At 75.0% G+C, this 11,763-nt stretch carries 9 protein-coding genes; 4 read left to right on the forward strand and 5 right to left on the reverse strand.

Features of this window, described 5'->3' with window-relative positions; all coding sequences use genetic code 11:
- Positions 1 to 6 precede the first annotated feature (6 nt).
- The 3 genes from FB454_RS03825 to xylA all read right to left on the reverse strand — a co-directional run bounded on the left by FB454_RS03825 (position 7) and on the right by xylA (position 4,191).
- On the reverse strand, positions 7 to 1,440 hold the full coding sequence (locus FB454_RS03825) for an MFS transporter (protein ID WP_145752831.1): 1,434 nt from the start codon (positions 1,438 to 1,440) through the stop codon (positions 7 to 9).
- Positions 1,441 to 1,549: 109 nt separating this feature from the next.
- A complete protein-coding gene (xylB, locus tag FB454_RS03830; protein WP_145752833.1) occupies positions 1,550 to 2,992 on the reverse strand; it encodes a xylulokinase in 1,443 nt (480 codons plus the stop codon).
- 11 nt (positions 2,993 to 3,003) lie between these two features.
- Positions 3,004 to 4,191 carry a xylose isomerase gene (xylA, locus tag FB454_RS03835; RefSeq protein WP_013288170.1) on the reverse strand — a complete coding sequence of 396 codons (1,188 nt, stop codon included), beginning with the start codon at positions 4,189 to 4,191 and terminating at the stop codon, positions 3,004 to 3,006.
- A 53-nt stretch (positions 4,192 to 4,244) separates the two neighbouring features.
- On the opposite strand from xylA, the gene FB454_RS03840 reads away from it, so the two are divergent.
- From FB454_RS03840 to FB454_RS03850, 3 genes are all read left to right on the forward strand, one after another.
- Positions 4,245 to 5,504 carry an ROK family protein gene (locus FB454_RS03840; RefSeq protein ID WP_013288171.1) on the forward strand — a complete coding sequence of 420 codons (1,260 nt, stop codon included), beginning with the start codon at positions 4,245 to 4,247 and terminating at the stop codon, positions 5,502 to 5,504.
- Positions 5,505 to 5,637: 133 nt separating this feature from the next.
- Positions 5,638 to 7,305, forward strand: coding sequence for a PP2C family protein-serine/threonine phosphatase (locus FB454_RS03845; protein ID WP_486481513.1), 1,668 nt, complete (start codon positions 5,638 to 5,640; stop codon positions 7,303 to 7,305).
- Positions 7,302 to 8,333 carry a cobalamin B12-binding domain-containing protein gene (locus tag FB454_RS03850; protein ID WP_013475410.1) on the forward strand — a complete coding sequence of 344 codons (1,032 nt, stop codon included), beginning with the start codon at positions 7,302 to 7,304 and terminating at the stop codon, positions 8,331 to 8,333. Before FB454_RS03845 ends, FB454_RS03850 begins: the two co-directional genes overlap by 4 nt.
- Before the next feature lies 1 nt (position 8,334).
- On the opposite strand, the gene FB454_RS03855 is transcribed toward FB454_RS03850, so the two are convergent.
- Positions 8,335 to 8,850 (reverse strand): MarR family winged helix-turn-helix transcriptional regulator, encoded by a 516-nt coding sequence (locus tag FB454_RS03855; RefSeq protein WP_013288174.1) that lies wholly within the window; start codon positions 8,848 to 8,850, stop codon positions 8,335 to 8,337.
- A 94-nt stretch (positions 8,851 to 8,944) separates the two neighbouring features.
- Here FB454_RS03855 and FB454_RS03860 point away from each other — a divergent pair, with 94 nt between their 5' ends.
- Positions 8,945 to 10,075, forward strand: coding sequence for a PP2C family protein-serine/threonine phosphatase (locus FB454_RS03860; RefSeq protein ID WP_013475409.1), 1,131 nt, complete (start codon positions 8,945 to 8,947; stop codon positions 10,073 to 10,075).
- Between the two features lie 10 nt (positions 10,076 to 10,085).
- On the opposite strand, the gene FB454_RS03865 is transcribed toward FB454_RS03860, so the two are convergent.
- Positions 10,086 to 11,567 (reverse strand): sugar transferase, encoded by a 1,482-nt coding sequence (locus tag FB454_RS03865; protein ID WP_013288176.1) that lies wholly within the window; start codon positions 11,565 to 11,567, stop codon positions 10,086 to 10,088.
- Positions 11,568 to 11,763 lie beyond the last annotated feature (196 nt).

An 11,763-nucleotide genomic window follows, 5' to 3' on the forward strand; every position in this document is an offset into this window, starting at 1 on the left:
GCACCGTTAAGAAGGGGCCCCTCCTTCCTCCAGGCGCTCGGCGCGGGCGTGCAGCAGGTCGTGCACCTGCGCGATGTCCCGCGGCGACGTACGCGCGGCCAGCCAGTACATGATCCCGGTCGGGATGAAGAAGAGCTGGAACGCGGCCAGCCCGACCGCGTAGTTCAGCGGCGGCGGGAAGGCCGCCCGCAGCCCTGCGAACGCCACGCCGACCAGCCCGTTGCCCGCCGCCCGGCCGACGCCGTTGACCAGGTTGCCCAGGCTGTAGACGGTGCCCCGGTGCTCGGGCGGGTTGACGTCGGCGATCAGGGCGAACCAGTTCGGCGAGTTCGCCGACGTCAGCGCCAGCGCCACCACGGCGGTGAGCAGGCTCAGCCCCACCGACGGCTCGGTCAGCACGCTGGACAGCACGGCCGTCACCACCGCGCCGGAACCGGCGCCGTCGGGCACGTCGATGCGGATCGGCACGAAGAACAGGACCAGGTAGAACGGCAGCGCCGCGAGGATGCCGACGGCCGCGACCATGGCCCGGCCGCTGGGCGTACGCCGTTGCAGCGCGTCACCCACCAGACCGCCCACGATGGACAGCACGCCGCCGAGCTGGAACAGGGTGGCGAAGACGCTGCCCACCACCACGGCCGTGGCGGGTGAGTAGCCCTGCGCCTCGGCCCGCTGGCTGAACAGCACCGGCAGCCATACCAGCGAGCCGAACGCGGCCTGGGCGGTCAGCCCCTGCATGATCAGCCAGCGGTTGGTCCGGCGGGCCAGGATCCGGGGCAGGTCGGCACGGCTGATCCGGTAGTCGTACTCGTTCCCGGCGTCGATCGCCCCGGCCAGCTCCGGTTCGCTCTGCCCGCGCCGGATGTCGTAGGTGAACAGGTACGCCATTGTGGCGGCCAGGCCCACGCCGGTCAGCAGCAGGAACGGCCGCCGCCAGTCGGTCGCGCCGAGCACGCCGCCGAGCAGCGTCCCGGCCAGCGTGCCGACGCCCTGGGACAGCCCCCAGAAGCTCATCACCAGGCCCCGGCGGCGCGGTGAGATCAGGTCCGTGACCACCGAGAAGCCGACCGAGCCCACCGCGCCGAGCCCGACCGCGCCGACGAACTGCGCGGCCAGGAACGTCGCGTACCCCCCGGCGAGCGCGCTGCCGGCGGTGCCGGCGGCCCAGAGCAGCGTGCCGACCATGAGCAGCGGCTTGCGGTTGGTGCGATCCCCCACGTACGCCCAGGCCACCGCCGCCACCGCGCTGACCAGGAAGCTGACGGCGGTGACCAGGCCGAGCATCCGCTGGGGTACGTCGAGGGCGGTGGAGATCGGCCCGTACAGCGGAGGCACCAGGCCGATCGCCACGTTGTCCAGCGAGGCGAGCACCACGAAGACCACGACGCTGTAGAACCGGTGTGCCGTGTTCCCGCGCCGGGAGATCCTCGTGCCCTTCATGCAGGGCAGCCAATCAGGTGCGGGCCGGATCCGGGACACCGCCCCCGGCCGGCGCGCGTGTTAAGAAGGGGCCCCTCCTCTACCGCAGGCGTTAAGAAGGGGCCCTTCCTTACCCCCGGGCGTGGGCGTAGCGCTCGCGGATGGCGGGGACCGCCTCGCCGGTGTACTCCTCGGTGTCGCCGATCGACCAGGCGGGCGGGGTGTCGCCGCCGAGCGCCACCCAGGCGGCCTGCCGGGCCGCGCCGTCGGCCACGTACTCGCCCGGCGGCGGCACCACCACCGGGCGGCCGAAGACCTGCGGCGCGATCCGGCGCACCGCCGCGGACCGGGCGCCGCCGCCGACCAGGATGATCCGGTCGGCGCGGGCACCCTGTGCGATGAGCGCGTCCAGGCCGTCGGCCAGCCCGCAGAGCATGCCCTCCACCGCGGCCCGGGCCAGGTGCGCCGGGGTCGAGGTGCGCAGCGTCAGGCCCCTCAGCTCGCCGGTGGCGTGTGGCCGGTCCGGCGTCCGCTCCCCTTCCAGGTACGGCACGAGCACCAGCCCGTCCGCGCCGGGCGGGGCGGACAGGGCCAGCTCGCCGAGCCGGTCGAGGTCGACGCCGAGCAGCGTCGCGGCGGCGTCCAGCACCCGGGCGGCGTTGAGCGTGCACACGAGCGGCAGGAACCGGCCGGTGGCGTCGGCGAACCCGGCCACCGCGCCGGTGGAGTCGGCGGCCGGCGTGTCCGCCACCGCGAAGACGGTGCCGGAGGTGCCGATCGAGACGACCACGTCGCCCGGACCGGCCCCGGCGCCGAGCGCCGCGGCGGCGTTGTCCCCGGTGCCCGGCCCGAGGAGCACCGGGCCTCCGGACGGACCGGCCGCGCCGGACGCCGCGCCGCCGCCGAGCACCGCCGGGTCGAGGTGCCCGGCCACCTCGGCGGGGCCGAGCACGACCGGCACCTTCGGGCGCCGGCCGAAAGCCCGCTCCAGCAGGTCCAGCCGGTACTCGCCGGTACGCGGCGACCAGTAGCCGGTGCCGCTGGCGTCGCCCCGGTCGGTACGCAGCGCGTCCAGCCCGGGCGCGCCTGCGAGCCGCCAGGTGAGCCAGTCGTGCGGCAGGCAGACGGCGGCGACCCGGTCGGCGTTGTCCGGCTCGTGCCGGGCCAGCCAGCGCAGCTTCGTCGCGGTGAAGCTGGCCACCGGCACCGCGCCGGTCGCCTCGGCCCAGAACCGGCGGCCGGTCTCCCCGCCGCCGGCCTCCTCGACCAGTTCCCGGGCCGCGTCGGCGGAGCGGGTGTCGTTCCACAGCAGCGCCGGGCGGACCACCTCACCGGAGGTGTCCAGGCAGACCATGCCGTGCTGCTGGCCGCCGACCGAGACGGCGGCCACGTCGCCCAGGCCACCGGCCTCGGCGACCGCCGCCCGCAGGGCCTCCCACCAGGCGTACGGGTCGACCTCGGTGCCGGGCGGGTGCGGCGCGCGGCCCTGCCGGACCAGCGCGCCGGTCTCCGCGTCCCGGACGACCACCTTGCAGGACTGGGTCGACGAGTCGACCCCCGCGACGAGCGGCATGGCGGGCCGCCTCAGCGCGCGCCGAGCACGTGCTCGACGGCGAGCTGGTTGAGCCGGACGAAGCCGAAGCCCTTCGCCCCGGCGGCCTCCGGGTCGAACTCCTCGAACGCGGTCCGGTCGGCCAGCAGCTCGCGGTAGCCCTCACCGGGGTTGAGCGTCGGGGTGGCCAGCTCGGCCACCCGGGCGGCGGCGAGCGCCTCGACCACCTCCGGGTCGGCGCGGAACGCCGCGGCCCGCTCCTTGAGCAGCAGGTACGTCCGCATGTTCGCCTCGGCGGAGGCCCACACGCCGGTCATGTCCTCGGTGCGGGACGGCTTGTAGTCGAAGTGGCGCGGGCCGTCGTAGGCCGGGCCGCCGTTCGGGCCGCCGTGCTCCAGCAGGTCGACCAGGGCGAACGCGTTGAGCAGGTCGCCGTGGCCGAAGACCAGGTCCTGGTCGTACTTGATGCCGCGCTGGCCGTTGAGGTCGATGTGGAACAGCTTGCCCTGCCAGAGCGCCTGGGCGATGCCGTGGGCGAAGTTCAGCCCGGCCATCTGCTCGTGCCCGACCTCCGGGTTGAGCCCGACCATCTCCGGGCGGGCCAGCGTGGAGATGAAGCCGAGCGCGTGGCCGACCGTGGGCAGCAGGATGTCGCCGCGCGGCTCGTTCGGCTTGGGCTCCAGGGCGAAGCGCAGGTCGTAGCCGTTGTCGACGACGTACTCGCAGAGCAGGTCGACGGCTTCGCGGTAGCGGTCCAGCGCGGCCTGGACGTCCTTCGCCACGTCGTACTCGGCGCCCTCCCGGCCGCCCCACATGACGAACGTCTTCGCGCCCATCTCGGCGGCCAGGTCGATGTTGCGCAGCACCTTGCGCAGCGCGTACCGGCGCACGTCGCGGTCGTTGCTGGTGAAGCCGCCGTCCTTGAACACCGGGTGGTTGAACAGGTTGGTGGTGACCATCGGCACGACCAGGCCGGTCTCGTCGAGGGCCTTGCGGAAGCGGCTCAGCCGGGCATCGCGGGTGGCGGCGTCCGCGCCGAACGGGACCAGGTCGTCGTCGTGGAAGGTGATGCCGTACGCGCCCAGCTCGGCGAGCCGGTGCACCGCCTCGACGGCGTCCAGCTCCGGTCGGGTGGCGTCACCGAACGGGTCACGGGCCGGCCAGCCCACCGTCCAGAGACCGAAGGAGAACTTGTCCGCGGGGGTGGGGCGGGGTGCCATGGCAGACCTCCAGGTGGTGGTGTCGTCCGCGATTTGTTCAGCGGTTGAATTAAATGGCGGCGATGTGGCAGTGTCAAGAGGTGACAAGCGCCAGCACCGCCGGGGCGGTCCGGCAGGGCAGCCTGCGCGAGTTGAACCTCGCAGTGGTGCTGCGGCGGATCGCCGCCGCCGACCGGCCGCCCTCGCGCGCCGGGATCGCCGCCGACACCGGCCTGACCCGGGCCACCGTCTCCGCCGTCGTGGACGACCTGATCGCCGGCCGGCTGGTCGCCGAGGCGGAGCCGGAGCCGCGTACCGGTGCGGGCCGTCCCGCCCGGGGCCTGGTGCTCGCCTCCGACGGCCCGGCCGGGCTCGGCCTGGAGGTGAACGTCGACTACCTGGCGGCCTGCGTCGTCGACCTGACCGGCACGGTCCGGCACCACCTGGTCCGCCGCGCCGACCTGCGCCCGGTCTCCCCCGCCGACGCGCTCGCCCGGCTCGCCGCGCTCGCCGCCGAGGCACGCGCTGCCGCCGTACGCGACGGGCTGACACTGGCCGGCGCGGCGCTCGCCGTGCCGGGCCTGGTGGGCGACGGCGGCCTGGTCCGGCTCGCGCCGAACCTGGGCTGGCGTGACGTGGACGTGCCGGCGCTGCTGGCCGGGCACCCGCTGGCCGAGCCGGTCGACGGGGTGCCGCCGCTGGTGGTCGACAACGAGGCGAACCTGGCCGCGCTCGGCGAGCTGTACGCCGGCCCGCCCGGCCCGCGCAGCTTCCTGCACGTCACCGGCGAGATCGGCATCGGCGCCGGGATCGTGCTCGACGGCGCGCTCTACCGGGGCGCGCGCGGCTGGAGCGGAGAGATCGGTCACTTCCCGGTGCAGCCGCAGGGGCGGCCGTGCCGCTGCGGCGGCCAGGGCTGCCTGGAGCGGTACGCGGGCCAGGAGGCGATCCTGGCCGCCGCCGGGCTGCCCGGCGCGGAACTGCCGGCTGATACCGCCGCCACCCGGCTCGCCGACCTGGCCGAGGCCGGTGACCCGGCCACGCTGACCGCCCTGACCGACGCCGGCACCGCCCTCGGGGTGGCGGTGGCGGGCGTGGTGAACCTGCTGGATCTGGACACGGTGGTGCTCGGGGGCGGATACGCCCGGCTCGCGCCCTGGCTGCGGCCGACTGTGGAGGCGGAGGTCTCCCGCCGGGTGCTCACCGCCGGGTGGGCGCCGGTCACTGTGCGGCCGGCCGTGCTCGGCGCGCAGTCCGCGGCGGTCGGCGGCGCCGGGTCGGTGGTCCGCCGGATCGTCGACCGGCCGGTGGGCTGGCTGGCCCGGACCACCTGAGCCGGGATGATCCTCGACGGGCATTCCGTGCCTGCGCTCGGTACGCTTGCCGCCGGGCAACAAGTCCGCCGAGCGAGGGGTGCACCGACAGCATGCGCAGGGGTCGACCGACCGAAGCGCCCGGCCACCGGAGGTGACCGCCGCGCGCCGGGGCGGTGTCGCGGGGCCGGTCAGCGGCGGTGGACACGCCTCGCGGAAACGGCCCCGGCGGGTTGCCGAGGCCGCGCTACCGGCTGACGACCGTCTGGCCCGGGAGCTGCTGGACGGGCTCGCCGAGGCCGTCGTGACGGTCGACCACGCAGGCGTGGTGACGCTCGTCAACGCGATGGCCGCCGACCTGCTCCCCGAGGTGGCGCCCGGCGTCGACCTGGCCGCGTGCCGGGTACCGGCGCTGGCCGACGCGGCCGCCGCCGGATCGGACGCGTTCGAGACCGAACACCACGGCCGGCGGCTGCGCGGCCTGCGGCGTCCCCTTGCCGACGACCGCAGCGCCTGGTACGTCCGGGACGTCACCGAGGAACACGCGCGCACCGACGCGCTGCTGGCCGAACGGTCGCGCACCGCGTTCCTCGCCGAGGCGGGCAGCCGGCTCGGGCTGTCCCTGCACCGCGAGCAGACGCTGCGTACCGCCGTGACGCTGCCGGTGCCCTACCTGGCCGACGCGGCAGTCGTGGTGCACCGCCCGCCTCCGCCCGCCGAGGACCAGCCGCACTGGATCCGGTACGCCACCGGCGATCCCGGCCCGGTCACCGGCCTGGCCGGCTGGCACACGGTGGAGTCCGTCCCCGGCCTGGTCGAAGCGCTCGAAGGCGACCTCACCGAACCGAGTCCCTGGCTGGACGCCGAGCTGGCCGACCTGGCCGAGGTGCTGCCCGCCGGGTTCGGCCGCCCGGGCACCGTGTTGATCAGCCCGATGCCCAGCGCGGGCGGCCCGGCCGGCGCGCTGGTGCTGGCCCGCCGCCGGGAGCGGCCCGGTTTCGACAAGCGGGAGATCGGCCTGGCCCGGGAGTTCGCCGGCCGGGCCGGCGCCGCGCTGGCCGCAGCCGAGCTGTACGGCGAGCAGGCGCACCTGGCCCGGGTGCTCCAGAACAGCCTGCTCCCGCCGGCGCTGCCCCGCCTGCCCGGGATGACGCTCGCCGGCGGTTACCGCGCCGCCGGGGACAGCCTGCGCATCGGCGGCGACTTCTACGACCTGTTCCCCACCGGCGACGGCGGCCTGTTCGCGCTCGGCGACGTCTGCGGCAAGGGCGTCGGTGCGGCCGTGCTGACCGGCCGGGTCCGCCAGTCACTGCAGACCCTGCGCCTGGTCGAGCAGCGTCCCCGGGAACTGCTGGAGCTGCTCAACCGGGCGCTGCTGGACGCTCCCGACGCGGCCCGCCGGGCCCAGTTCACCACGCTCCTGCTCGGCGCGCTGCGCCGTGAGCCGGACGGCGGGCTGCTGATCCGGATGGCGGGTGGCGGGCACCCCGCTCCGCTCGTCGTCCGTGCCGGCGGCGGCGTCGAGACGATCCGGGTGGGCGGCATGCCGGTGGGCGCGCTCACCGACGCCCGGTTCGCCGACGCCGAGGTCCGGCTGGCCCCGGGTGACCTGCTGCTGGCGTACACCGACGGGGTGACCGAGGCCCGGGGCGGCCCGACCGAGCCGGCCATGTTCGGCGACGCCCGGTTGCGTCAGGCGCTCGCCACCGGCACCGGGCTTCCGCCCGCCGCGCTCGTGGACCGGGTGCTCCAGCTCGTCGACGAGTGGCTGGACGGGCAACCCCACGACGACATCGCCATGCTCGCCGTGGCGGCCGGGTGACACCACCGCCGCCTGACCGCCCCACCCCCGCGGCCGGGCGCCGGATCGGGCCGGAGACGCTCGCCGCGTACCTCGACCACCTGGACGCCGCCGACCGGTCCGGCGCTGTGGCGCTGGCGCGCGGCCTGCTGGCGGACGGCTTCTCGGTCGCGGACGTCCTGGTCGACCTGGTCGCGGTGGCGCAGCGGGAGGTCGGCCGGCGCTGGCTCACCGGCTCGTGGAGCGTCGCCCAGGAGCACGCCGCCACTCACGTCAGCGAGCAGGTGGTGGACGCGCTGGGCGCGACGGTCGGCCCACCGCGACGCGGGCACGTGGTGATGGCCTGCGTGGAGGGCGAGTGGCACGCGCTGGCCGCCCGCATCGTCACCGAGGTGGTCCGGGCGGCCGGCTGGCGGGTGACGTTCCTCGGCGCCAGCGTGCCGGCCCGGCATCTGGTCTCCTACCTGCACCAGACCGGCCCGGACGCGGTGCTGCTGAGCTGCGTGCAGCCGAACCGGCTGGTCCGGGCGGCGCGGATGGTGGAGGCCAGCCGCGCGGCCGGTGTGCCGGTGCTCGCCGGTGGTCCCGGCTTCGGCCCGGACGGCCGGTGGGCCACCGCTATCGGCGCGGCGGGCTGGGGCGCCAGCGCCCGGGACGCGGTGGCGCTGCTGGAACGGCCGTTGTCGGCCGCGCACACCGGGTCGCCGCCGCCCCCGCCCGACGACGCGTACGTGGCGGTACTGCACCGGCGGCGTGAGCTGGTCGGGCTCGCGCTCGCCGCGGTGGACCCGCCGCAGGAGAGCGCCGAGGAGGTCGCCGCCGGCATCGCGCACCTGGTGGACGCGCTGATCGCGGCCGTGCGGGTGGACGACGACCGGCTGCTGCGCGACTTCGTCGGGTGGCAGGAGGAGGCGCTGACCTCCCGGGGCGGCCGGGCGCTGCTGGACGAGGTGCTCGGCACGCTGGAACGGGCGCTCACCGAGCATCCCCGGGTGGTGGCCCGGCTGCGGGCCGCCCGCGAAGCCGCGCCGGACGGCCGTTCAGGCTGAGTCAGGCGGTACGGGCCACCGGCGGCTCACCGGACGGCCTGGCGGGGTCGCCGATCCGTTCCCCGGACGGTTGCAGCATCGGCCAGCCCTCCGCCACCGGGGCCTCGCCTCGCCGGCCCACCTCGTCGAACTCGCGCATGCCGCGTACCAGCGCGGCCCGGCCCTCCGGGCTCATCCCGGCCAGGATCCGCTCCAGCCGGTGCCGCCGGTCGGCACGCAGCTCGGCGAGGAGCCGGAGGGCGGCGGGCGTGAGGTGCAGCGAGATCTCCCGCCGGTCGTAGCGGCCCGGCTCGCGTTCCAGCATCCCGGCCGCGACGAGCCGGTCGCACAGCCGGCTGGCGGAGGAGAGCAACATGTCGGTGAGGGTGGCGAGCCGGCGGAGGTTGATGCCGTCATACTGCTCGACGACCATGATCGCGCGTAGCTGGGCACTCGACAGCCGGCTGGTGGTGCGCTCCCGGGCCGCCTCCCAGACGGCGAGCAAGGTGCCTGCCGCCTCGTCCAGTGCGGCGGACATACTCGTTTCAGGTTCCCGGGGACTGCGCTCTTCGGTCATGGTGGCCCGAGACTACTCCCCGGATCTGCCCGGCGACCTGTGCAAAGGAGCAAAGATGAGCGGAGCGGAGGGCCGCGCGCGCCAGGTCCTGACCGAGGCGCCGACGGATCTCATCGTGGACCGGCTCGCCGCCGAGCTGGCGCGCACGTACGGCGTCGCCCGCACCGAGCTGTACCAGGTCGACTACCGGCTCGCCGAGCTGCTGCCGCTGGATGACGGCCCGTCGGTCACCGGCCCCGGCCACCCGGCCTGGCGCGCCTTCGATCACCAGGAGCCGGTGATCGCCGACGGCGTCGGCTGGTTCCCGGTGGGCATGCGCGGCGAACGCCGGGGCGTGCTGAAGGTCTCGCCGGTACCCGCCGACCCGCACGCCCGCCGGGAGCTGGACACCATCGCCACTGTGCTCGGGCACGAGCTGAGCGCGGTCACGGCGACCACCGACATCTACCGCACCGCCCGGCGCAGCCGGCGGCTCACGCTGGCCGCCGAGATGCAGTGGGAGCTGCTGCCCGGGCGCAGCCGGATCCGGCCGTCGTTCAGCCTGGCCGGACAGTTGGAGCCGGCGTACGCGGTGCGCGGGGACAGCTTCGACTGGTCCGACGACGGTCACCGGCTCTGGCTGGCGGTGCTGAACGGCTACGGCGAGGGGGTTGCGGCGGCGCTGCTCGCCTCGCTGGCCACGTACGCGCTGCGCAACGCGCGCCGGGCCGGGCTCGACCTGGCCGACCAGGCGGCGCTGGCCGACCAGGCGATCTACGCCCAGCACCGGGGCGAACAGCACGTCTCCGTGCTCCTGATCGAGCTGGATCTGGCCACCGGCGAGATGACTGTGGTCGACGCCGGTTCGCCGCGGCTGCTGCGGCTGCGGGCCGGTGAGGTGACCGAGCAGGAGCTGGACAAGCAGTTCCCGCTCGGCATGTTCGAGGGCACCGACTACCGCCCGCAGCGGTTCCGGCTGGAGCGCGAGGACCGGCTCTTCGTGGTCAGCGACGGCGTGATCGACGCCACCACCGAGCAGGTGCGCTACGGCGAGGTGGCGCTGGACCGGTTCCTGCGCCGGACCGGCCCGATGGAGCCGCTGGACGCGGTCCGGTCGCTGATCGGCGACCTGCGGGCCTTCGTCGCCGGTGACCTGGTGGACGACGCGGTGGTGGTCTGCCTGGACTGGCTCGGGCCGCAGCCCTGACCCGCCCCCCTCAGTACGCGCCGCGGCTGTTGAGCACCGCGCCGAACGTCTTCCAGAGGATGGTCAGGTCCGCGGCCAGCGACCAGTTCTCCACGTAGTAGAGGTCCAGCCGGATGCCGTCCTCCCAGCTCAGGTCCGACCGGCCGCTGACCTGCCAGAGGCCGGTCATGCCGGGCTTGACCAGCAGCCGGCGTGCCACGTCGCCGTCGTAGCGGGCAACCTCGGACGGCAGCGGCGGGCGCGGACCGACCAGGCTCATCTGGCCGAGCAGCACGTTGGCGAGCTGGGGCAGCTCGTCCAGCGACCACTTGCGCAGCAGCCGGCCGACCCGGGTGACGCGCGGGTCGTCGCGCATCTTGAACATCAGGCCGTCGGTCTCGTTGCGCGCGGCCAGCTCGGCGAGCAGGGCGTCGGCGTTGACCACCATGGTGCGGAACTTGAAGACGCCGAACTCCTCGCCGCCCTGGCCGACCCGGGTCTGCCGGAACAGCACCGGGCCACGGCTGTCGATCTTGATGGCCAGCGCGATCACGATCAGCAGCGGCGCCAGCACGAGCAGAGCGATCAGCGAGAGGGACCGGTCGACGAAGCCCTTGACCAGCTTGCGGGCGCCGCGGAACTCGGGCGCCTCGACGTGGATCAGCGGCAGGCCGGCGACCGGACGGGTGTGGATGCGAGGGCCGGCCACGTCGGTGAGCGCCGGCGCCACCACCAGGTCGACGCCGGTGCCCTCCAGCTGCCAGCCGAGGCGGCGCAACCGGGTCGCGGTCAGCTCGCCGGAGGCGGTGACCGCCACCGTGTCGGCACCGATCGCGGTGGCGGCCTCCGGGATGCCCCGGAAGCTGCCGACCACCGGCACATCGCCCAGCCGCTGCGGCACCGGGGCGAGCAGCGCGTCCGGGATGCACGCGCCGACCACCTGGTAGCCGGCGTACGGCTCCCGGCGCAGCGTGTGCACCAACTCCAGCACGTGCGCGGTGTCGCCCACCACGAGCACCTTGCGGGACCAGCCGGCGCCCCGGTCGCGGGCCCGGTGCAGCCGCTTGCGGGCCGCGAACCGCGCCACCTCCAGGCCGATCGTGCCGACCGCGAAGGAGATGGCCAGGAAACCCCGGGAGACGCCGACGTCGGCGATGTACCCGGCGATGGCGATGCCGCCGGCGAGTCGCATGCTGGCCGCGCTGACCCGGCGGTACTCGTCGGCGCCGTAGCCGAGCACCTGGTCGTCGTAGCAGCGCATCGCCTTGAGCGAGACGAGCCAGACCAGCAGGAGCGCCGGGGCGACCACCACGTACGGGATCTCGGACCCGGTCGGTTCCTCGTCGCCGAACCGGGCCAGGTAACCGACCAGGATGGCCACGGCGAGCACGGCGGTGTCCAGCACCACCAGGACCCGGATGTAGGCCCGCTCCGCGGCTCGTGTCGTCTTGCCGGGGCGTTCACCACCGGGTCGCGACGACGTGGCAGGGGTCAACAGCGTCGCCGAGGTCACCGGCCCTCCCCACTTCGCTCAGGACCGCCCCGTCGCCGCCCGGCTCCGGTGTGGAGCCCGCGGTCGAGGCACCCGGTCATCATGCCTGGACAATTATGGTTACCGATTGATTCGGACGCATTACCGTCAGTTCTCATCCCGTGTCTTGACCCGGGAAGCCTTCCGCCGTACCGGATTTCCGGTACGGCGGAAGACT

This window comes from Micromonospora sp. CNZ297, assembly GCF_007827625.1.

Coding starts and splice junctions, on each gene's coding strand:
- FB454_RS03840 (WP_013288171.1), top strand. CDS start 4,245: ATGGCGGCGATGTGGCAGTGTCAAGAGGTGACAAGCGCCAGCACCGCC.
- xylB (WP_145752833.1), bottom strand. CDS start 2,992: ATGCCGCTCGTCGCGGGGGTCGACTCGTCGACCCAGTCCTGCAAGGTG.
- FB454_RS03855 (WP_013288174.1), bottom strand. CDS start 8,850: ATGTCCGCCGCACTGGACGAGGCGGCAGGCACCTTGCTCGCCGTCTGG.
- xylA (WP_013288170.1), bottom strand. CDS start 4,191: ATGGCACCCCGCCCCACCCCCGCGGACAAGTTCTCCTTCGGTCTCTGG.
- FB454_RS03825 (WP_145752831.1), bottom strand. CDS start 1,440: ATGAAGGGCACGAGGATCTCCCGGCGCGGGAACACGGCACACCGGTTC.
- FB454_RS03860 (WP_013475409.1), top strand. CDS start 8,945: ATGAGCGGAGCGGAGGGCCGCGCGCGCCAGGTCCTGACCGAGGCGCCG.